This is a genomic window from Methylotenera mobilis JLW8, from assembly GCF_000023705.1.
GTDB lineage: Bacteria > Pseudomonadota > Gammaproteobacteria > Burkholderiales > Methylophilaceae > Methylotenera > Methylotenera mobilis.
Genome location: NC_012968.1, coordinates 2,088,604 through 2,110,381, shown reverse-complemented (window position 1 = coordinate 2,110,381; position 21,778 = coordinate 2,088,604). Strand labels below are relative to the sequence as shown.

The following is a 21,778-nucleotide window of genomic DNA, read 5'->3' as shown; positions in this document are numbered from 1 at the left end:
ACTTGCGAAACCAATTAAAAAACATTATATTGCTAGTACTATGTTTAATTTAAATATTACATTTACTCAATATGCACTGCATCAACATGCCAGTGCCGATTTGCTACGCAAATTATCTGCTCTACGCCTTCTTAGCTTTCTGCGCTAGTGCGCAGACTAAACATACCCCCAATTCAAGTATTACATACGCGCATCCATTGTTTGCATGAGATGCCAGCAAGCAGTCTGTTGCGTTATCGTGACGGGCTCAAACAAAATAAAAACTTAAGGTAATTATCATGAAACAAGACCAAATTATTATTTTTGATACGACATTGCGTGATGGCGAGCAAAGCCCAGGCGCAGCGATGACAAAAGAAGAAAAAATTCGCATTGCACGCCAGCTTGAGAAATTGGGCGTGAACGTGATTGAAGCGGGTTTTGCGGCAGCGAGTCCTGGTGATTTTGATGCGATTCATGAAATTGCAAAAATTATTAAAAACTCTACCGTTTGCTCGTTAGCGCGTGCCAGCGAGAACGACGTGCGTCGTGCGGGTGAGGCAATTAAGCCGGCAGCTAAAGGGCGTATTCACACATTTATCGCCACTAGCAAAATTCATATGGAGAACAAACTCCGTATGACAGAAGATCAGGTGGTGGAGCGCGCAGTGCAGGCGGTGAAATGGGCATTGGAATATACCGATGACGTTGAGTTCTCTGCCGAAGATGCGGTGCGCTCAGATATGGACTTTTTGATTCGAGTCTTTGATGCGGTGATTCAGGCAGGTGCTAAAACTATTAATGTGCCGGATACCGTAGGCTACTCTATCCCAGCGGCATGGGGTGAGCGTATGCGTGAGTTGATTGCACGTGTGCCTAATAGTAATAAGGTGGTGTGGTCAACACATTGCCATAATGACCTTGGCATGGCGGTGGCAAACTCATTAGCTGCAGTGATGGGTGGCGCGCGTCAGGTTGAGTGTACGATTAATGGTTTGGGCGAACGTGCAGGTAATGCCAGCTTGGAAGAGGTGGTGATGGCGGTGAAAACCCGTGGTGATATTTTTAACTTAACCACCACGATTGATGCGACGCAAATCGTGCCAACCAGTAAATTGGTATCTTCAATTACCGGTTACCCAGTGCAGCCTAACAAGGCGATTGTCGGCGCCAATGCGTTCGCGCATGAGTCAGGCATACACCAAGATGGTGTGTTGAAGCATCGCGAAACTTATGAAATTATGCGTGCTGAAGATGTGGGTTGGAACGCCAATAAATTAACTTTGGGCAAATTGTCCGGCCGCAATGCATTTAGAACCCGCTTGAAGGAGTTGGGTATCGAGCTTGAAACTGAGGATTTATTAAACGCCGCTTTTGCGCGCTTTAAAGACTTGGCTGATAAGAAATCTGAAATCTTTGATGAAGACTTGCATGCTTTGGTGAGCGATGAGTTTGTGTCTGAGGCCAGCGAAAATTATAAGTTGGTGTATTTGCAAGTAGCATCACAAACCGGTGAAGTGCCGCATGCCTTGATTACAGTGAGTGATAACGGCAGCGAGAAAAAAGCGGAAGCCGATGGCGGTGGTCCGGTAGATGCTTCATTCAAAGCGATTGAGCGCATTGTTAATAGTGGTGCTGAATTGTTACTTTACTCAGTCAATAACATTACCAGTGGTACTGATGCGCAAGGCGAAGTGACAGTGCGTCTTTCTAAAGGTGGCCGTATTGTGAATGGACAAGGCGCGGACACGGATATCGTAGTGGCCTCTGCTAAAGCTTATTTAAATGGTTTGAATAAACTGCACAGCAAATTAGAGCGTGCACACCCTCAAGTGTAGTGTTTGTGGGGATGTGTTGTTGAAACTAATCTGGTGAGTACATAAGCCAGATGAATACAAAGGTAGGTCGGGCGAATCAATGAGTTTGTTAGGACAGATGAAGCTTCAGGCGCAGCAAGCGCAGGAAGAGAAAAGTAATCAAAGCAAACTAAGTGCTGATTCGCTCGCTTTACGCAATGCAAAACTGAAAGAAGTATTCAATTATTGGCGTGAGTTCTCTGAGTTAATCAGGGTGATTGAGCCTGAGTTTGCTCATGTGATTTCATTACCTAGTATCGGAGATTTATCTGGATTGAGAGTGACCGAGCCTTTTGCTGAATATCGCTATAGACTCTTGAGTAATGAGACATTCTCGGATGAGATTAGCCATGTTTCATTGTTCTATTTTTACAAAGCGCCGCAGGTTTTTAAGTTTGAACGCGAGCTTGGTATTGCACAGCGCATTAAGGACGTGTTGTGGCGTTATGGCATCGTGCATACCGCAGAAGATGTGAAGAATGAACATGCACGGGTGGCGGCGGTCTCGTTCAATATTCCTTGGCAAGTCAAAGGTTCAATCTTGGTCACGGTATTGTCTGATGCTGAGGCGTTGCACTTTTCATTAAAAAATATTGCCAAACTGGGAGAGATGGAACTGGAAATGCCATTCGAGCAGGTAGATGCAACATTTCTGGACGAGCTATCTAAATTACTGCTGGGGCAGGACAACTTTTTTTGGAAGCTGGCTAAGTTCTAGCAGAATCACAATATGCGTCTACATATGAGTCGGCAATCGTTATGGATTGTATTGGCATTGTTCTGCACCTATTTTATTTGGGGCTCAACCTATTTAGCCATTCGCTTCGGCATAGAAAGTTTTCCGCCATTTTTAATGGGTGGTATACGCTTTACTGTGGCTGGTGCGATTTTGTTTGTGGTGATGCGCTATTTGGGCGCAGCCATGCCTGCTGGCCGAGAGTGGCTAGGGGCAGGCACCGTGGGTTTGCTATTGCCAGCATTGGGTAATGGCACGGTGTGTTATGTGCAACAAACGATTTCCTCTAGTGTAGCTGCGCTATCGATTGCTACCGCGCCGATTTGGATGGCGGTTTTTTCCTCTATATGGGGGCATAAGATTACGCTAAGAGAGTGGCTGGGTATTGCGATCGGCTTAGTGGGGATCGTGTTGCTAAACTTAGGCGGCAGTTTTGAGGGGGACTTTACTAGCGCATTGTTGCTGATATTTGCTGCCGCGAGTTGGTCGTTCGGCTCCGTATGGGGTAAGCATTTAGCCATGCCGGAAGGCTTAATGGGCGCGGCCTGTCAGATGTTGGTAGGTGGCTTGGCGCTGCTGCTGGCAAGTGCTTACGCTGGTGAGTCGTGGCCGCAGGAGGTTTCACATAAGTCATGGGGTGCGCTGTTATTCCTGATTGTATTGGGCTCGCTCATTGCATACAGCGCTTACCAATACTTATTGAAGACGGTGCGGCCTTTAGTGGCGAGTAGTAATACTTTTGTAAACCCGATTGTGGCGTTTGCGGTAGGCATATGGTGGGCCGGTGAGCATGTGACCATGGTGGAAATGGCTGCGCTAGGCGTGATTTTGGTAGGTGTGTTTTTAGTACTTTCTGTAACGAACAATAAAGATATTTAATATGAAACAAGACGTAACTCCAACGCAGAATTTAGCGTTGTTTGACCTAGATAATACCTTGCTGGCTGGTGATAGCGATTACAACTGGGGCATGTTTTTGATTGGCGAAGGCTTGCTTGATGGCAAGACGCATCAAGAGCGTAATGACCAGTTTTATCAAGATTATAAAAACGGCAATCTAGATATTTATAAATTTCTGGAGTTTCAGTTAAAGCCTTTAAGTGAACACTCTAAAGAGTTTTTAGATGCACTGCATTTGAAATATATGGAGCAAGTGATTCGCCCGATGATGACCGTGAAGGCGCAAGCGTTGGTGAATCAACACAAAGCGGCAGGGGATTTGTGCGTGGTGATTACCGCGACCAATAGCTTTGTAACTAAGCCGATTGCTACTGCCTACGGCATAGAGCATTTGATTGGCACTGACCCGGAAATGGTTGATGGCAGATACACGGGTGGCGTGCAAGGTGTGCCTAGCTTTCAAGAGGGTAAGGTAACGCGAATTAACGCGTGGTTAGATGCCCGTGGCCAGCGATTAGGTGATTTTGCGAAAAGCTATTTTTACAGTGATTCACACAATGATTTGCCATTAATGAAGTTAGTGACAAATCCTATCGCCGTAGATGCGGACCCTACGCTGACGACATACGCAGAGCAACACCAGTGGCCGCGTATTAGTTTGCGCTCATAGTAGTTGCGTATGGTTGGTGACTTTCAAAGTTCACCAATGATGGAACACATTACGTTTAAATTAAAAGCAGCCTCGTGCTGCTTTTAACGCTTTTTGTTGCCTGATTGATACTAGTGGCCTAGTAAAATCTGTGACACAAACTTGCTGCCAATATAAGCCAGCACTAGTAAGGCAAAGCCGGTCAGCGTCCAGCGTATAGCTTTTAATCCGCGCCAGCCATATTGGTATCTGCCAAATAATAGCGCTGCATAAATAAACCAGCTAGCGATAGAGAAAATAGTTTTATGGTTGAATTGCACTGGCTTATGGAACAGTGCCTCAGAGAACCACATACCACTCACTAACGTCGCGGTGAGCAAAATAAATCCGAACCCTATCATTTTAAATAGCAGACTTTCCATCACCATGAGTGGCGGGAAGCTAGGCAGTTTAATCAGTGTGGTTTTATGATGCAGATTGCGTTCGGCAATCGTCATCAGCAATGCATGTAATGCGGCAAAGGTAAACAGACTGTAAGCAATCATGGCGACCCAGATATGCGCAATGAACAGCGGATTGCCAGACTCAGGCAAGAAGTGCGTTTCGGTAAAAAAGGCTGGTAGCAACGAGAATACCGCAGCAGGCGGCAGTACAAAAGCTTGCAGGCTATATAGCTGGTGATTGCGGTCTGTTACCCAATACACCAAAACGGTTAGCCACAATATCGCCGAAATAGACTGATAAAAACCCAAATTAAAACCAACAGAGAAAATGCTTTGGTGTAATAACCAGCCGTGAATGAGCAAGCCTAAGGCGATCATTGCTGAGTGCAGTTTTAATGCATCCGGTTTTATATTGGCATGGCTTGGTGCCTTGGCATCTCGCCAGAAATCTATAGCCACTGCCATGTAAATGAACGCAACAATAAAGTAGGGGATTAATTTTTGCATAGTGCAATTATGGCGCAATTAGCGTGTAAATATAATAGCTGCGCTTAATAATTATAAGATTTATCACGCGGTGCAGTCTTGGCCGTCAGCACTCAGAAATAAACTTGCTTAATATATTGGATTGATTAACAAATCTATTGATAGGACAGCTCTGGCGCTTGATGTAAAATTAAACTTAATATTATTAGTACGAGTATAAAAATGCTAGAAAATTTGACTGGGCGTTTACAGGGCGTCATTAAAAATTTACGTGGGCAAGCGCGCTTAACAGAAGAAAATATTGCCGATGCCATGCGTGAGGTACGTATGGCCTTGCTGGAGGCTGACGTTGCCTTGCCGGTGGTGAAGGATTTTATTGCCGCGGTAAAGGCGCGCGCGCAGGGTAAAGACGTATTGCAGAGCTTGACCCCAGGCCAGGCTGTGATTGAAGTGGTGAATGATGAGTTGATTGCTCTTATGGGCAAAGCCAACGAGGGATTGAATTTAGCAGCAGTGCCACCGGCTATTATTTTAATGGCAGGTTTACAGGGGTCTGGTAAAACCACTACCTCAGCAAAACTGGCGAAGTTATTAAAAGAGCAAAAAAAGAAGGTGCTGTTGGCGAGTGCTGATGTTTACCGCCCAGCTGCGATCGAACAGCTGAAAACACTGGCCCAGCAGTTGGAAATTGAATGTTTTGATAGTAACGCCAGCCAAGCACCGTTGGATATTGCCACTGCGACGTTAGACTATGCCAAGCGCGGTTACTATGATGTAGTGATTTTCGATACGGCAGGTCGCTTAGGTATTGATGAAGCGATGATGGCTGAAATCAAAGCATTGCACGCCTACCTAAACCCAATCGAAACCTTGTTTGTGGTGGATGCCATGCAGGGGCAGGATGCGATTAATACCGCAAAGGCTTTCGGCGATACCTTACCGTTAACGGGTGTTATCCTCACTAAGCTGGATGGTGACTCGCGCGGTGGTGCTGCCTTGTCCGTGCGCCATGTCACAGGCAAGCCAATCAAATACATTGGTGTGAGCGAAAAAGTAGATGGCCTAGAGCCATTCTATCCAGACCGTATGGCATCACGTATTCTGGGTATGGGTGATGTACTGGGCTTGATTGAGCAGGCGCACAAAAATGTGGATATGGCGGAAGCGCAAAAGCTGGCCGATAAAGTTAAATCAGGTAAGAACTTTGATTTAGATGACTTTAAAGCCCAAATGTCGCAAATGCGCAAAATGGGTGGCATGGGTGCGCTGATGGATAAAATGCCGTCACAACTTGCGGGCATGGCAGCCAAAGTGAACCCTGAAGATGCAGACAAGAGCATTCGCCGAATTGAAGGCATTATCAATAGCATGACGCCACTGGAGCGTCGTAAACCTGAGCTTATTAAAGCAACGCGTAAAAAACGTATTGCAGATGGTTCTGGGGTACAAGTGCAAGAAGTGAATCGTTTGTTGAAGCAATTTGAAGAAACGCAGAAGATGATGAAGATGTTTAGCAAAGGCGGCATGGCAAAAATGATGCGCAGTATGGGTGGCTTGATGGGCGGTAAACTACCTGGAATGCGTTAATGTGCCAGTTTGAGTGCATTAGGTAATTTTAGTAAGTCTTGTTAAAACAATCTCTTACGGAAAATCGTAAAATTTTTTACAAAATAATTAAGTTATTTGTGATTTTTTCATTGACCAGCCTAATAGTTTCTATATAATGGCGACCTTTCGTAAGCAACACAATTAATTGCGAAACGAATGGGGTGTTAGCTCAGCTGGTAGAGCAGCGGACTTTTAATCCGTTTGTCGTGGGTTCGATCCCCGCACACCCTACCAAGATATATAAGGCTTAATCAGAAATGATTAAGCCTTTTTTCTTTTGTGCTATCACTCTAGTTAGCGCTATTATTTAATCCATGTGGATAACGTCTTTTTAATCTGCCGCGCAAAAAACTTTGAAACCTGAAAACACTAAATCTGCGTTGCACCCGCGTAATCGACATCGCGAGCGCTACGACTTTGAGGCGTTGATTCAAACCAGTGCTGCATTAGCACCATATGTAAAGCTGAACGCTTACGGTGATGCTTCTGTCGATTTTGCAGATGCGCAAAGCGTCAAGGCGCTTAATCAGGCTTTGCTTAAGCAGTTTTATGCGGTGGATGCGTGGGATATTCCTAAGCACTACCTATGCCCGCCAATCCCGGGGCGCGCGGACTACTTGCATTACCTTGCTGATCTATTGAGCGAGGCGCATGGCAAGGTGCCTCGCGGATCATCTGTGCGCGTGCTGGACATAGGGGTAGGTGCAAACATGATCTATCCGCTGATTGGCACACGTGAGTATGGTTGGCGTTTTGTCGGGGCTGATATCGATGCTAAAGCGCTAGGTAATGCACAACAGATCATTGATGCAAATGCACTAGGTGATGTGATAGAGCTGCGATTGCAGGCGAGGCCTGCATCCATTTTCAAGGGCATGATTCAGCCGGATGAGTTATTTGCGTTAACGATGTGCAATCCGCCGTTTCATGGCTCTTTAGCCGAGGCGCAAGCCGGTACCCAGCGCAAATGGCGTGGGCTGGGTAAACACGTGGCTAAGCCTAGTGGTAACAAGCATGCCGCGTTGAATTTTGGCGGGCAAGGGGCAGAGTTGTACTGCGCCGGTGGTGAGGAAGGTTTTCTGACCGCTATGGTGAAAGAGAGTCAGCAGTATGCTGCCCAGTGCGTATGGTTTACCTCGCTAGTCTCAAAAGCAACTAACCTGCCTAGTTTGTACCGTGCGCTCAACAGCGTGCAGGCGCGAGAGGTGAAAACTATCGCCATGACGCAAGGACAAAAGCAAAGCCGCATCGTGGCTTGGACATTTTTGGATGTTAATCAGCGACGTGCCGTGTTGGCTTGAGGCCAATCTGATACTTTAATATGCAATATAAAATGGCCCAATCGATACCCGATTGGGCTATTTTATTTTAGCCGATTGATATTGAAAATATGTGTCTTGGAGGCCGTCACTAGCATGCATATGTATATTTCTTGACAAGCCCCAGCCTAGGTAGCACAGTGGGTCTTGGTAGGTGTTAATGATGACAGCGTGTTTAATCGACTGAAAGTCAACATAATGGCTAACAAACAACAAGAAAACACATCCTCTATAAAGTTTAAGTTTGCATTGACGCCAGATGCGCTGCTTTGCGAGCAAGTGGAGGGGGATGCCAAGCGCCTGACCGGATGGAGCCCTGCGCAGTTGTCATCAGCCAATCCTGCCCTCAAAACGATATTTCATCCAGATGATCTGGATATTTACGATGTGATTTTTTCACACGCATCTCAAACCGAGCCAGTTACTCTGACTTTCAGGATAGTTGATAAGAAGGGAGTGGCCAAGATTCTGCGGGCCACTTATCAGAAGTATCTGGATGTGGATCATCTAAAAACGGATATCACGCTCACGCTGACTCAACCTGAGGTTAACCATGAGGTTGCTCACGGGATGATGTATGACAGCTTTCTGGCCATGCTGGAAAATACGGATGACTATATTTACTTTAAGAATAGAAATCACCAGTTTACTAGTGCCAGCCAAACCATCGTGGATATCACACATGGCATTAGCCATTGGTCTGAGCTGGTAGGGAAAACAGATTATGACGTTTTGCCTAGAGAATATGCCGATATTTATTACACGCTAGAAAAAAAGATTTTTAATGGCTGCTTGCCTATGGCACAAGAGGTGCAGCCGTTATTGAATTACTATGGCAAGCCTGGCTGGGTTGATAACCGAAAATATGCGATGAAAGATAAAGATGGCCATATTATTGGTTTGTTTGGCATTGCCAGAGATATTACTGAATTAAAAAATGCGGAGGCTCAGCTGCGTAAGAGCGAAGATAGAATGCGTCTAGCGTTGGTGGCTGCGAATCAGGCATGGTTTGATTTGGATATCGCAACAGGGGAGATGACAGCCAGCGATGAGTATCCCCAGATTTTGGGTTATGCCGCAGGTGAGCTCGATCATAGCCTGCAGGAATGGCAGGCGGCGCTACACCCTGAAGATAGCGCCAGAGTGATGTCTCTTTTGAATGAGTGTTTGGCGGGCGGCGATTCAGCCTCGATTGATTATAGGCGGCGTGCAAAAAGTGGGGATTGGGTATGGATGAACAGCGTGTTCAAGATTGCCGAATTTAACGCGCTGCATCAGCCCATCCGCATGATAGGGGTACATGCCAACATTCATAGCCGTAAGTTGCTTGAGCTGGAGCTTAACCAAAAAGCACATATAGACTACCTGACCGAGTTGAATAATCGTGGTCACTTTATGGAGCAGGCCGAGAAAGAGTTAAGCAGAAGCCAGCGTTACCAGAAAGATATGGCCATGTTTATGATGGATATCGATTTTTTCAAGAAAATTAATGATAGTCATGGTCACAAAATTGGCGATATCGTACTAAAAAAATTAGCGGATGTCTGTCGTCAAACCTTGCGTGAAGTTGATATTATTGGGCGTATCGGTGGCGAGGAGTTTGCTATTTTGTTGCCAGAAACCAATCGCGCAGAGGCGCTGGAGGTGGCGGAGCGTTTAAGATTAGCTGTTGCAGATTCTAAAGTGCCAATGAAGGATGGCTTGCCCGTGCAATACACGGTTTCAATTGGTGTGTCCTCAGTGGCGTCGGCTGATGACAATATCGATATGCTACTGAGCAGAGCAGATCAAGCACTTTATCAGGCAAAGCAGTCAGGGCGCAACCGGGTCTGTGCGGCAATTTAGTATTTGTTGTCTGGATGTATTGTTTATTTGTGTGCTGGGTGCGGTGAGCAGCTAAGAAAGACTTAATTTTTATTCTTTCTATTTATTAATTAGCGATCATATAAGTTAATATTCGGCTTGGTTTTTCAGGACTAATTTAAGGGAGCGTCATGTTTTTTATTGAGCTGATTCACAATACTGCTTTGTTAGTTGCGCTCACAACAATCTACCAAGTCGCCTCCTCACGCAATAAAAAGAATCCATTATCGCAAGCATTGTTTTTTGGGTTTCTATTTGGTATTGCCGGTGTTGTTGGAATGATGACGCCAGTGCAGTACGGTAATGGCGTCATCTTTGATGGGCGCTCCATAATTTTGTTTGTAGCAGGCATGTTTGGTGGCCCTTTTGTAGCTGCGTTGAGCGCCTCGATTATTAGTGCATACCGCATATGGATTGGCGGATCCGGAGTTTATATTGGGGTTATTGTCACAGTGGTGGCCGCTTTAATCGGAGTTGCGTTTTATTATTATCGTAAGAATGTGGGCGGCTCTTTGAACGCACTACAACTACTAGGCGCTGGATTGTTAGTGCATGTCGTGATGCTGTTTCTCTTTCTATATTTACCTGGTGGCATAGGTATTTGGATTGATAAGCAGCTTGGTCCCACGATTATTTTGTTTTATCCAGTGGCAACGATGCTAATTTGCTTACTTTTTCAAGATTATGAAGAAAAAGAGCACGGCCGCATTGAATTGCATCGTTTGGCGTATTACGACTCATTGACAGGTTTGCCAAATCGATCACTGCAGATTGATCGTCTTAATCGTGCTTTGTTGGAGTGCAAAAGCTCCGGCGCTAAAGGCGCGCTCATATTATTAAATCTCGATCGTTTTAAAACACTTAATGAAGCTCGCGGGCATGCTGTGGGGGATCAACTATTATGCTTTATCGCAGATAGGCTTAAGTTACTAGTAGAAACAGACGGTATGTTGGCCAGAATGTCTGCAGATGAGTTTGCGTTGCTGATACAGAGAGATATAAGCAGTGCAACAGAGATTGGCTCTCTTGTTAACCATTTGCTGGATAAGATTAGAGTGCAACTTAAGCTTCCAATTAGGCTGGGAGACGATGAGGTCATCGCTTCAGGCAGTATTGGCATTGCTACCTTTCCAGTTAATATCGAAGATGATGCGGGTGATGTGTTTCGACGAGCGGATACCGCCATGCATCGCGCTAAGCAGAATGGTGGTAACCAAAGTATCTTGTTCGAGCAGTCGATGGCAAGCGTGGCTGAGCAGCGTTTCAAAATTGAACGAGAGCTACGCTTAGCAATTCCTGCCGGGGAGTTGATGCTCTATCTGCAGTCGCAAGTCAATGCGGCCGGTGTGGTGGTCGGCGCAGAGTCATTAGTGCGCTGGCAACATCCCGAGCGCGGTTTGGTTCCACCTTCTTTATTTATTCCAGTGGCTGAAGAAACAGATTTGATTGTGGATGTGGATGTTTGGGTGCTCACTGAAACTTGTCGGGTTCTTGCAAGACAGGATGTTTACAGTTTACCGATTCGTGTATCAGTTAATATCAGTCCAAGGCACTTCCGTCAGCGTGGTTTTGTATCTAGCATTAAGACAATTTTGGCAGATACTGGCGCCGATCCGACGCATTTGACGCTGGAGGTGACAGAGGGGTTGGTGATTGATAACATTAGTGAGGTGATTGCCAAAATGACCGAACTTACTTTGCTAGGAATACATTTTTCTCTGGATGATTTTGGTACAGGTTACTCCTCATTGAGTCATCTCAAGCGGCTGCCGATTCATGAGTTGAAGATAGATAAAACCTTTGTACAGGATGCACCGCATGACCCAGATGATGCGGCTTTGGTTGAATCAGTATTGGCAATTGCCAAACATATGCAATTAAACGTGGTGGCCGAAGGTGTGGAAACACAGGAACAGGCAGACTTTTTAAATGCCCGGGCAGAGGTAATTCACCAAGGATATTTGTATAGTAAGCCTGTGCCTGCGAGTAGCTGGATTGAGCACTTGGTTTAATGGAGGCTTGCTTACTATCCACAACACTAATTCAGTCATTGCATTGCTATATAGACTCGATTGCGCCCGTATTTTTTAGCTTGATATAGTGCTTCGTCAGCTAGATTCAGTAGCATGTCAATGTTGTCTTGACTGGATACTCTTGAAGCTACACCGATTGAGACTGTGAACTGAATGGGGGCGCCAGCTTCCGTTGGTACTTTTTCATCGGCAAGAACAGAGCGTAGCCGTTCGGCAACTTCTGCTGCTTGAGCCTTATCTGTTTCTGGTAGCAATATGGCAAACTCTTCACCTCCCACACGACCAATAATATCTATTTCGCGCAGGGTTTCACGGCATACGGAGGCCATCCTTTTTAACACGATATCACCCGATTTGTGACCGTATGTGTCATTGACTTGTTTAAATAGGTCAATGTCTAACATAAAGAATGAAAGAGGGGTGTCATACCGACTGGTTCGCTGTATCTCTTGCTCGGCCTGCTCCATAAAGTAGCGGCGATTGCTGACTCCAGTAAGAAAATCAATGCGAGCTTGGCGCTTGAGCTCCTCTTCAAGCTGTTTTCGTTCCGTAATATCGGTAGAGGTGCCAATCATGCGTAACGGTTTCCCGTCACTGCTACGGCTAATTACCATACCTCTGTTCAGCAGCCACTTATAAGTCCCATCGCCACATAGCTTTTGCTGTTCTATCTGATACCGATCACTGTTGTTATCTTTCATAGCTTGTATTGCCATCATGGTGTTGGTAATGCTGTCCGGGTGTGTGTGTGCTGCCCAGTGATGAAATCTTTCAATATCTTCTGGTAAATTTGCATTTAATCCCAAAATTTCCATTAACCGAGGGGATGCTTCTGTTTTTCCTGTCTTAAAATCATATTCCCAAACTCCATCTCCTGCACCTTCTAAGGCAAATCTCCAGCGCTCTTCATTCTTTTTTAAGGCAACCTCGCTGTGGTTTTTTTCAATAGCAATACTTGCCAAATAAGCGGCTTGTTCAATCAGCATAATATTGGCTTCAGTTGGCTGATATGTGTACTGATGATAAATGGCAACGGTTCCTAGTATCTTGCCTTGCGTTGAGCGTATTGGTTCTGACCAGCAAGAGCCTAGCCTAGCCTGGCCCGCAAGCTCCTTAAAATGGTGCCAATAAGGGTGGCTTTGGATGTCTTCAACAATGACCCTTTTTCCTGTAAATGCGGCCGTTCCGCATGATCCGATGCCCTCACCAACATCTAGGTTGTTGATAGCAGCCACATAAAATCCTGGCAGATTGGGCGTTGCAGTTGCGAGTAGACGCTTGCCGTCGGTGTTCAGTAGCATGATGCTACCGCGTGTCGCTGGATTTTCTTGCTCCACCCACAAGATAATCGCTCTTAGTGTATTGGTTAGTGGTGCGCTTTTGGTAATCAGCTCTAGCACATGGCTACGGAACTTCTCCCGTACCTCGGCGTGTTTGAGCTCGTCGCTGTAATGACTGAGCCTGGTAATAATTAACCCAATCAGGCAGGATGTTAAGGCGAAAAATATCAAAGGAAGATAGTTTTTTTGCGCGCTAAATAATACTTCAAATGGTTTCACGAAGTAGTATTCACCGGCTATTCCAGAAAGTATGGTGACCAATATGCCAGGGCCTGTGCCCAGTAGGTAGAAGCTGATGAGCGTTGGTAAATAAAAGGAGATGTATGCCAGATTTTCTTGTGCAGGCGCCATCATGAAGCGCAGAAAAAAGGCGATGAGGAACAGCGCTATCGCAATTAGGTAACGATAGGAAGGTGGTAATCTTGTATGCATTTCTTCGAAATTCAACAAAATAATCCTTTCGTTTACTTACACGTTCATCTGTGAGTAAACTATGCGTCACTATTAGCTTAGCATATTAAAAATTTATTATAATGAATTTTAGTGAGTTGTTGTTGGTCATTACTAGCTCACACTGTTTATATCACTAGATTAGGTCATCGTATTTGTTATGTCTGTTAAACATCCTTTTTTTGAATACCTTGGCGAAAACTACCCATATGCGTTAGAGAGTAAGTTTGATCGCATACTGACTCGTATTGAGAAGCTTTGGTCTACACCGCAAATACATGATTATTTCAGTGATTTGATTATCGACTCTCGCGGTGGACGCCAAGGATTCCCTCAAGATGTGATGGAGGATATTCTCAGGCTGCGGCAAGTACGGCAGTCTCAGCATATCCGCGAGGCAGAAGGTGTAGATAATGCGCTTAAAGAGTTCGAGCAGCGCGGAATTGCGCGCAATGATGAGCAATTTCTACAGGCAATTCAAACGGGAAATCAGGCGGTTGTTGACCTCTTTGTGCGTAGTAATTTTAATATCCACATTTCAGACTCAGAGGGTACACCGGCGCTGCTAGTGGCTTTGAAAAAAGGTTACACGGTGATTGCGAGCATACTGATTAAAAAGGGCGCGGATGTGAACGCTTATGACCGCAAGACCATGACGCCGCTGTTGTTGGTATGTGGTCAGCAGTTGCCGGGCTATAAAATGGTTGCAGAGATGCTGATTAAACGAGGGGCTTATATCAATGATAGAGATAGCCAGGGTTTCACCCCTTTACTACTGAGCCTCACCTCTGGTCAGTTTGAGGTGGCCGAACTGCTGATTGAGCGAGGTGCGGATGTAATGGCGCGCGGTAAAAATGGCAAATCTACGCTAGCCTTAGCTGAAGCCTCTGGCAACGCTAAAATCATAGCGCTATTACAAGACAAGGGCGCAACCTATTAATTACAGACATTAATAGCTGGAAAAAATAGCCGTAAAGATTACGCTATTCTTGCCAGTTTCTTCCTGTCTGTTTTTTTTGCTCTGCTACTGAATCTGCTTTCGGATTATATTCAGTGCTTAATCCCAGCTTAATGCACCACCAGTTTGATATTCCGTTACACGCGTTTCAAAGAAGTTTTTCTCTTTCTTCAAGTCAATCATTTCACTCATCCATGGGAATGGATTGGTCGCACCTTGATATAACACATCCAAACCGATTTGCTGGCAGCGACGGTTGGCAATAAAACGTAAATATTCCTTAAACATCGTAGCATTCAAGCCCAACACGCCACGTGGCATGGTGGCTTCGGCATAGCGGTACTCAAGCTCAACACCGTGCTGGATTAAACCTTTGATCTCATCGCGGAATTCTGCAGTCCACAAGTGCGGATTTTCCAATTTAATCGTATTGATCACATCGATACCAAAATTGCAGTGCATAGACTCGTCACGCAAGATGTATTGGTATTGCTCGGCAGCGCCCTGCATCTTGTTCTGGCGACCCAGTGCAAGAATCTGTACGAACCCGACATAGAAAAACAGGCCTTCCATGATGCAGGCAAACACGATGAGTGAACGCAGCAGTTGCTGGTCCGCTTCTGCTGTACCAGTTTTGAATTCCGGATTCGTCAGCGTGTTGATGAACGGAATCAAGAAGTCATCTTTATCTTTAATGCTCGCCACTTCTTGGTAAGCATTAAACACTTCCGATTCGTCTAAGCCCAGACTCTCGACGATGTATTGATACGCATGGGTATGGATTGCCTCTTCAAAACCCTGGCGCAGCAAGTATTGGCGTGCTTCTGGCGCCGTAATGTGGCGATAGGTACCGAGCACGATGTTGTTCGCAGCCAGCGAGTCGGCCGTAGTGAAAAAGCCCAAATTACGCTTCACAATCAGACGCTCATCGTCTGTAAGTGCTGTGCTGTCTTTCCATTGTGCAATATCTCGGCTCATGGAAACCTCTTGCGGCATCCAGTGATTGGCGCAGCCTGCAAGGTATTTGTCCCAAGCCCAGTGATATTTAAACGGCACCAGTTGGTTTACATCAGTCTGGCCGTTAATCATGCGTTTGTCAGAGGCGTTCACACGGCCTGAGATAGATGGCTGGTTTGCTGCTACTGGCGTTGCGGTTTGCACAGCTGGGGCCGGCACTGCCGCTAACTTAGGTGCTGATGGCTCTGTAATTACTTCATCTTCAAATGAAAGCATGTTTTTTCCTTTGTTCTTTATTCTTTACTTTGCGTTAGCAAGTTGGCGAGAGTCATTCAGTGCGAGGCGCAACAAGCACAAAAGACAAGACGGTACCAGTAGTACGGCGCAGTCTTTGAGCATTGTTGCAACAATGCAATGAGCGGCTCACAGGGGCTTGCTTATTGGCAAGATTCGCAGTCTGGGTTGTCGATACTGCACATTTTCGGCGCAGGTTCTGGTGCCGTTGTATGTGCAGACACCGCGTTCAACTCACCACCGCTGCCAGTAGATTTCTCCGCCGCAGTTGCACCCAAAGAGCGTAGGTAATAGGTCGTTTTCAAACCACGTTGCCATGCTAGTAGATACGTATCGTTCAGCTTCTTGCCTGATGGCACCGCAAAGTACAGGTTGAGTGATTGCGCCTGGTCTATCCATTTCTGGCGACGTGCTGCCGCTTCAATCAACCAGCTTGGGTCTACGTCAAAGGCAGTTGCATAGAGCTGCTTCAAGTCAGCAGGCACACGCTCAATTGGCGCCAATGAGCCATCAAAATATTTCAAGTCAGATACCATTACGGTATCCCACAAGCCGCGTGCTTTCAGGTCATTAACCAACTGCTCGTTTACGATGGTGAACTCGCCTGATAAATTAGATTTCACATATAGGTTTTGGTATTCAGGCTCAATACTGGCTGATACTCCTACGATATTAGAAATCGTTGCAGTAGGCGCAATGGCCACGCAGTTGGAGTTACGCATACCAACTTTTTGGATACGGTTGCGCAAGGCATCCCAATCCAACGTTTTGCTTCTATCTACTTCTACATTGCCGCCACGTTCTGCTTCCAGCAGATTCAATGTATCCAACGGCAAAATGCCTTGATCCCATAAGCTGCCTTTAAAGCTAGAGTATGGGCCGCGTTCTTCTGCCAGCACGGTTGAAGCCCAATACGCGTTGTAACACACCATTTCCATTGCACGGTCGGCAAACTCCACTGCATCCATACTTGCGTAAGGAATACGCATTGCGTGTAAGCAATTTTGGAAACCCATGATACCCATGCCCACCGGGCGATGACGGGTATTGGAATTACGCGCCTTGCCTACAGGATAGAAATTGATATCCACCACGTTATCTAACATGCGCATACCGACTTTGATCGTCGCCTGCAATTTGTCGTTATCTAACTCTAAATTTCCGTTAACTTCTTTTAAATGTTGCAATAAGTTCACAGAGCCCAGGTTGCACACAGCAATTTCAGTATCAGAAGTATTCAATGTGATTTCTGTACACAGGTTTGAGCTATGCACCACACCTACGTGCTGCTGTGGTGAGCGAATGTTGCATGGGTCTTTAAAGGTGATCCAAGGATGGCCTGTTTCAAACAACATGGACAACATCTTGCGCCACATTTGAATTGCAGGAACACGTTTGAATAGCTTGATTTCACCGGTGTCAGCACGGCGCTCATACTCTACATAAGCTTTTTCAAAAGCTTTACCGTATTTGTCATGCAAATCAGGTACGTCGGATGGAGAGAACAATGTCCACTCGCCCTGCTCCGTCACACGGCGCATGAACAGGTCTGGAATCCAGTGCGCGGTATTCATGTCATGCGTACGGCGACGGTCATCACCGGTGTTTTTACGCAAGTCTAAAAACTCTTCGATGTCCAAGTGCCAGGTTTCCAGGTAACCACACACCGCACCTTTACGCTTACCACCTTGGTTCACAGCCACTGCGGTGTCATTCACCACTTTTAAGAATGGAATCACGCCTTGGCTCTTGCCATTAGTACCTTTGATACGTGCGCCTAATGAGCGCACCGGTGTCCAGTCGTTACCTAAACCGCCTGCATATTTTTGCAGTAGCGCGTTTTCTTTAATGCCTTGGTAGATGCCATCCAAGTCATCGCTCACGGTAGTGAGGTAGCATGAAGAAAGCTGTGAATGCAATGTGCCGGCGTTGAATAAGGTAGGTGTTGAGCTCATAAAGTCGAACGTACTCAATACGTTATAGAACTCAATTGCTCGCGCTTCGCGGTCAATTTCATTAATCGCCAAGCCCATCGCCACGCGCATAAAGAAGATTTGCGGTAGTTCAATACGACGCTCTTCGATATGCAAGAAATAACGGTCATACAGGGTTTGAATACCTAAGTAACCAAATTGGAAGTCGCGCTCTTTTACCAAAGCATTTGCGAGTTTATCTAAATCGAACTGCGCCAAACGTGGATCCAGCAAATCTGCATCGATACCGATTTTGATATAGCGTGGGAAATATTCTGCATAGTGTGCGTCCATCTCAGCATGGCTTACACGTTCGCCCAGCACCTCTGCACGTACTAAATCCAGTTGCAGACGCGCTGTTACATAGTTGTAAGCTGGTTCGGTTTCAATCAAGCTACGCGCAGAAAGAATCAGCGCTTTGTACACTTCAGTGAATGGAATTCCATCGTATAAATCGCGTACAGCTTGCTCAACCACTAGGTTCACATCAACTTCATTACCTAAATTTAAGCAGGCTTCAGCCACCATCTCATTCAATTGTTTGATATTAAGCGGCACTAGTTTGCCGTCGATATTTACGTTCAAAGCATGGCTTGGTTCGCTGGTGGTCGCTTTTTCGGCAGCACGCTCCGCGTTGCGTTTTTCACGGTAAAGCACGTATGCACGTGCTACGTCGTGGTTACCATTGCGCATGAGCGCTAATTCAACCTGGTCTTGGATATCCTCAATATGAATGGAGCCGCCGGTTGGCAAACGGCGAATTAGGGCATGATTAACGATTTGACTGAGCGAAGTGACCTGGTCGCGTACGCGCTGTGAAGCGGCACTGTGATTGCCTTCAACTGCCAAGAACGCCTTGGTAATAGCGATAGAAATTTTGTCTAAATTAAATGTTACAGCGGCACCATTACGGCGAATCACTTGCAACATAGGTAACATTGTAGCTTGTACTGAATCAGTACTTGAAGATGGTTTTATATCATCCATTTGTTTTCCCTTTTTAATAAAGGGCAGGTACGCTTTGGACAGCGAGCATCTTCTGCAATAGAAAAATGCGCCAAACAAAGACCAGCATGGCGGATAGATTAAATCTATCCATCTGCCGAGGACACCCCGCCTCAAACGTTATAAAAGTATTCACCCCAGTGCGGTGTGAAAAATGTCTACGGCAGGTCTCCTGGCTTTCAGGTCATCATTATTTTGCTAGCCTTCCCAAATTTTAATTCACTAAAATTCAGTGGCGAGAAATACAAAATAACTCTCTGATTACAGTTGCGGGGGCAGCCCCGGTATTGATGTTTGCGTTACGCCAAACTTCGCACCGGATTCCCTATTATCTTAAATTTCGACTGAAAAATAAGAACCGTATGCGAGAAATATAACGCAATATAACGGGTGGTTGCAATATAAAAAACACAATATATTGATATTGGTCTGATTTAAAATTCCATATATATGTTTTATAAGGATTTTTTAATTAATTTATTTTTGTGTGTTAAAAGCAGAAATCAGGCATGGTGCGCTTGCCTCTAGTCCTTCAGAATAAGCTTTGGTTTTACGATATTACTTGGCTAACCAGCCTTGATCACGCGTTGTTGAGGCTAGTGCTGATACATGCATCAATTAAATTTAATTTTGTTCAGCAGTTGGTCGTTGGCATCGTAGTAATAAGCCTCATAAGAAATTTTTTTGATCGAATATACCTTTTCAATCACGATTTTAGACGCATCGCCTTTGTGAGCCTGTACCAAGGTTTGCTTGGCGAGTGTTAATGAGCTCACTGGGATAATACGTTCAAGTTCAAAGCCTTCGCTATACTTAAACTCAACGCTGTACAGTAAATCATTCCAACTGAATGATGCGTCATAACCTTTTGCCATACGCATGACGTGTATGCTTGGGTTATGCATTTCTTGCACGCGTAAAATTGCACTGTTAAACAGTAGCGCACCTGATACCACCATTGCGCCGTAGCCAAACTTACTGAACCTAGCAGTGGATATTCTGGGCAGAATAAATTTCATTAGATAAGTTGCAAGCACGGCAGCTGCCGCGACGATCAGGCCAATTTCTAACACTTTAAGCGTAAATAAGCATAGGTAAGCATATAAAAAGAGCTTGATGATATGTAGCAAAATTTCATTAGCGGCGCGGGTGGCAACGATTTCAGTTTTAACTAAGCCATAGCGTAAATATACGCCATTAAATAACACGCCCACTGCGCCAGTTAGCCCAGAAATAAACCCAGCCAACAAGCCAATGGCACGTAAAAACTGATTGGAATAATTGGGTTTTGCATTAGCCACAGTTTCTTTTCTAAACAAATAAGGCAAGTTGGAAACTAAAAATATTGCCATGCATAGCTCAACGTAAGTTGGGTCTAAATAGCTTAACAGCCAAGCGCCTAACGCCACACCTGGCAGTGCCGCCGGTAAAAAAAGTCTAACGATATGCCAGTTTATTTTTGAGTAGAACAAGGAAAGTTTGGTCACCGAGTTTACCGAGGTGCCGATAGATAATGCGGCCGGTATTTGCGATGCCGGCAAAGCGTAACCTAAGATGGGGATAAGCAATAAGCCTGCACCACCGCCACAAATCACACTAATAGAAAATGCCAATAGAGCGGCAATAAAAATGGAGAAAAAAATCATGAGCGTTATTTTTTTGAGTAGGTAAAAAGGCGATGAGTACGGATAGCTGCTAATGCTTTAGCGCGATACATCTTAAAAATATGAGGCGGGTTTACATTAATGCGTGCGTTTGGCTGCGGATTGTTTGAATATAGTGATACAGCCGATAATCAGCACCATTAAGACCATAGAGGCGGAATAGCGGCTAAGTGCTAAGCCACCTGCGGCTAAAGGTTTATCAAGAAAGTCGCCAACAACCGCACCCAGTGGGCGCGTTAGAATAAATGCCGCCCAGAACAAAATAGTGTTGGAGATATTAGACTTATAATAAGCCACAACAATCAAAGCAAGCATGGCGCCAAAGATGATTGCTGCACCGATATATCCAAGTCCTGCACTATCTGCAGCCCAATCACCTAGTGCTGTACCCAGTGTTTGAGAAAACATGATGGTTAACCAGTAAAACATTTCCGCTTTTTTAGAGGTAATCACCGTAATAGACACCGAGCCCAGTGTACGATACCAAATAAAGAGGGATGACATAAGCAGCGTAAATAGAAGTAACGTACCGCCCGCATAGCCAATACCCAGCGAGCGGTCTGCGTAATCAGCTAAAGTAGTGCCTACGGTAGTGGTGGCGATAATGGTGGTCCAATAAAGCCAAGGGTTAAAATGCTTCACGGTAATCTGTGTAAAGACAGCTAATAGGAATGCCGCGGTAAAAGCGATAGTCGCAACGAGGTACCCAAGATTCATGGACATTGAAACGGCATCGCCCCCAGTTTCACCTAGTGTGGTTGCCGCAATTTTAATTATCCAAAATATCAGTGTGACTTCCGGTACTTTTATCAGTGTGTTTTTTATGGTGGCATTCATGCTGCTATTTTCTTGAGAGTACGATAACGCCAGCTACTATCAAAATAGCACCTATCATCATGCGCAAGGTGATGGCTTCTTTAAATAACAACCATGCCAATAGCACGGTGACTACAACGCTGCCCTTATCAATCAATGCTACGGTTGCTACATCTCCCATTTTTAGCGCTTTGTAATAAAAAATCCAAGAACCGGCGGTAGTGAGCGCAGAGAGTGCTAGCCAAATATAGTGATGTTTTTGCAGGTTTTTAATTTCGGCGGGGGCTATGCTGAGCAAGCCAAAGAAAATAATAAATGCACAAACAAACAGCGTTCTTACCGTTAAGCCTAATTCAGCAGAAATGTCAGTTAACCCTTGTTTGGCAATGACGGCAGTAAAGCCTGCAAATAGCATGGAGATAATCGCGTATGCAACCCAGCGTTCCATG

The 21,778-nt window shown here is 45.4% G+C and carries 16 protein-coding genes, 1 tRNA gene and 1 riboswitch; of the genes, 10 read left to right on the top strand and 7 right to left on the bottom strand.

Going from position 1 to position 21,778, the window contains the following annotated elements:
- Window positions 1-278: 278 nt before the first annotated feature.
- The 4 genes from MMOL_RS09800 to MMOL_RS09785 all read left to right on the top strand — a co-directional run bounded on the left by MMOL_RS09800 (window position 279) and on the right by MMOL_RS09785 (window position 4,141).
- Window positions 279-1,817 (top strand): 2-isopropylmalate synthase, encoded by a 1,539-nt coding sequence (locus tag MMOL_RS09800; protein ID WP_015832870.1) that lies wholly within the window; start codon window positions 279-281, stop codon window positions 1,815-1,817.
- Window positions 1,818-1,896: 79 nt separating this feature from the next.
- Window positions 1,897-2,553, top strand: coding sequence for a hypothetical protein (locus MMOL_RS09795; protein WP_015832869.1), 657 nt, complete (start codon window positions 1,897-1,899; stop codon window positions 2,551-2,553).
- 12 nt (window positions 2,554-2,565) lie between these two features.
- Window positions 2,566-3,450 carry a drug/metabolite exporter YedA gene (gene yedA, locus MMOL_RS09790; protein WP_015832868.1) on the top strand — a complete coding sequence of 295 codons (885 nt, stop codon included), beginning with the start codon at window positions 2,566-2,568 and terminating at the stop codon, window positions 3,448-3,450.
- A 1-nt stretch (window position 3,451) separates the two neighbouring features.
- Window positions 3,452-4,141: a histidinol-phosphatase gene (locus MMOL_RS09785; RefSeq protein WP_015832867.1), complete on the top strand. Its 690-nt coding sequence runs from the start codon at window positions 3,452-3,454 to the stop codon at window positions 4,139-4,141.
- 110 nt (window positions 4,142-4,251) lie between these two features.
- Here the strand turns inward: MMOL_RS09785 and MMOL_RS09780 are convergent, their stop codons facing one another.
- A complete protein-coding gene (locus MMOL_RS09780; protein ID WP_015832866.1) occupies window positions 4,252-5,070 on the bottom strand; it encodes a cytochrome C assembly family protein in 819 nt (272 codons plus the stop codon).
- Window positions 5,071-5,271: 201 nt separating this feature from the next.
- Here MMOL_RS09780 and ffh point away from each other — a divergent pair, with 201 nt between their 5' ends.
- From ffh to MMOL_RS09755, 5 genes are all read left to right on the top strand, one after another.
- Complete coding sequence (ffh, locus tag MMOL_RS09775) at window positions 5,272-6,636, top strand: signal recognition particle protein (protein WP_015832865.1); 1,365 nt, start codon at window positions 5,272-5,274, stop codon at window positions 6,634-6,636.
- Between the two features lie 179 nt (window positions 6,637-6,815).
- A tRNA-Lys gene (locus MMOL_RS09770) sits at window positions 6,816-6,891 on the top strand.
- Between the two features lie 119 nt (window positions 6,892-7,010).
- Entirely contained in the window at window positions 7,011-7,958 is a 948-nt protein-coding gene (rlmF, locus tag MMOL_RS09765) for a 23S rRNA (adenine(1618)-N(6))-methyltransferase RlmF (RefSeq protein ID WP_015832864.1), read from the top strand.
- Window positions 7,959-8,174: 216 nt separating this feature from the next.
- A complete protein-coding gene (locus MMOL_RS11960) occupies window positions 8,175-9,821 on the top strand; it encodes a sensor domain-containing diguanylate cyclase (protein ID WP_015832863.1) in 1,647 nt (548 codons plus the stop codon).
- A gap of 149 nt (window positions 9,822-9,970) precedes the next feature.
- Window positions 9,971-11,851 carry a putative bifunctional diguanylate cyclase/phosphodiesterase gene (locus MMOL_RS09755; protein WP_015832862.1) on the top strand — a complete coding sequence of 627 codons (1,881 nt, stop codon included), beginning with the start codon at window positions 9,971-9,973 and terminating at the stop codon, window positions 11,849-11,851.
- Between the two features lie 35 nt (window positions 11,852-11,886).
- On the opposite strand, the gene MMOL_RS09750 is transcribed toward MMOL_RS09755, so the two are convergent.
- The gene (locus tag MMOL_RS09750) at window positions 11,887-13,659 is read right to left on the bottom strand and encodes a sensor domain-containing diguanylate cyclase (RefSeq protein WP_041928582.1); all 1,773 of its coding nucleotides are present in this window, start codon (window positions 13,657-13,659) and stop codon (window positions 11,887-11,889) included.
- Window positions 13,660-13,822: 163 nt separating this feature from the next.
- Here MMOL_RS09750 and MMOL_RS09745 point away from each other — a divergent pair, with 163 nt between their 5' ends.
- On the top strand, window positions 13,823-14,602 hold the full coding sequence (locus MMOL_RS09745; protein ID WP_015832860.1) for an ankyrin repeat domain-containing protein: 780 nt from the start codon (window positions 13,823-13,825) through the stop codon (window positions 14,600-14,602).
- 117 nt (window positions 14,603-14,719) lie between these two features.
- Here MMOL_RS09745 and MMOL_RS09740 read toward each other — a convergent pair whose 3' ends face one another.
- The 5 genes from MMOL_RS09740 to MMOL_RS09720 form a co-directional block, all read right to left on the bottom strand.
- Entirely contained in the window at window positions 14,720-15,853 is a 1,134-nt protein-coding gene (locus MMOL_RS09740) for a ribonucleotide-diphosphate reductase subunit beta (protein WP_015832859.1), read from the bottom strand.
- A 161-nt stretch (window positions 15,854-16,014) separates the two neighbouring features.
- Window positions 16,015-18,831, bottom strand: coding sequence for a ribonucleoside-diphosphate reductase subunit alpha (locus tag MMOL_RS09735; protein WP_015832858.1), 2,817 nt, complete (start codon window positions 18,829-18,831; stop codon window positions 16,015-16,017).
- A gap of 163 nt (window positions 18,832-18,994) precedes the next feature.
- Window positions 18,995-19,227, bottom strand: a riboswitch (cobalamin riboswitch).
- A 236-nt stretch (window positions 19,228-19,463) separates the two neighbouring features.
- Entirely contained in the window at window positions 19,464-20,495 is a 1,032-nt protein-coding gene (locus tag MMOL_RS09730; protein WP_015832857.1) for a sulfite exporter TauE/SafE family protein, read from the bottom strand.
- A gap of 96 nt (window positions 20,496-20,591) precedes the next feature.
- Complete coding sequence (locus MMOL_RS09725; RefSeq protein WP_015832856.1) at window positions 20,592-21,350, bottom strand: COG4705 family protein; 759 nt, start codon at window positions 21,348-21,350, stop codon at window positions 20,592-20,594.
- A 4-nt stretch (window positions 21,351-21,354) separates the two neighbouring features.
- Complete coding sequence (locus MMOL_RS09720; protein ID WP_015832855.1) at window positions 21,355-21,777, bottom strand: EamA family transporter; 423 nt, start codon at window positions 21,775-21,777, stop codon at window positions 21,355-21,357.
- Between the last annotated feature and the right edge of the window lies 1 nt (window position 21,778).

Excerpts from the sequence above, each read along its gene's own strand:
- MMOL_RS09800 (WP_015832870.1), top strand. The coding sequence starts at position 279 with ATGAAACAAGACCAAATTATTATTTTTGATACGACATTGCGTGATGGC.
- MMOL_RS09795 (WP_015832869.1), top strand. The coding sequence starts at position 1,897 with ATGAGTTTGTTAGGACAGATGAAGCTTCAGGCGCAGCAAGCGCAGGAA.
- yedA (WP_015832868.1), top strand. The coding sequence starts at position 2,566 with ATGCGTCTACATATGAGTCGGCAATCGTTATGGATTGTATTGGCATTG.
- MMOL_RS09785 (WP_015832867.1), top strand. The coding sequence starts at position 3,452 with ATGAAACAAGACGTAACTCCAACGCAGAATTTAGCGTTGTTTGACCTA.
- MMOL_RS09780 (WP_015832866.1), bottom strand. The coding sequence starts at position 5,070 with ATGCAAAAATTAATCCCCTACTTTATTGTTGCGTTCATTTACATGGCA.
- ffh (WP_015832865.1), top strand. The coding sequence starts at position 5,272 with ATGCTAGAAAATTTGACTGGGCGTTTACAGGGCGTCATTAAAAATTTA.
- MMOL_RS11960 (WP_015832863.1), top strand. The coding sequence starts at position 8,175 with ATGGCTAACAAACAACAAGAAAACACATCCTCTATAAAGTTTAAGTTT.
- MMOL_RS09755 (WP_015832862.1), top strand. The coding sequence starts at position 9,971 with ATGTTTTTTATTGAGCTGATTCACAATACTGCTTTGTTAGTTGCGCTC.
- MMOL_RS09745 (WP_015832860.1), top strand. The coding sequence starts at position 13,823 with ATGTCTGTTAAACATCCTTTTTTTGAATACCTTGGCGAAAACTACCCA.
- MMOL_RS09740 (WP_015832859.1), bottom strand. The coding sequence starts at position 15,853 with ATGCTTTCATTTGAAGATGAAGTAATTACAGAGCCATCAGCACCTAAG.
- MMOL_RS09735 (WP_015832858.1), bottom strand. The coding sequence starts at position 18,831 with ATGGATGATATAAAACCATCTTCAAGTACTGATTCAGTACAAGCTACA.
- MMOL_RS09730 (WP_015832857.1), bottom strand. The coding sequence starts at position 20,495 with ATGATTTTTTTCTCCATTTTTATTGCCGCTCTATTGGCATTTTCTATT.
- MMOL_RS09725 (WP_015832856.1), bottom strand. The coding sequence starts at position 21,350 with ATGAATGCCACCATAAAAAACACACTGATAAAAGTACCGGAAGTCACA.
- MMOL_RS09720 (WP_015832855.1), bottom strand. The coding sequence starts at position 21,777 with ATGGAACGCTGGGTTGCATACGCGATTATCTCCATGCTATTTGCAGGC.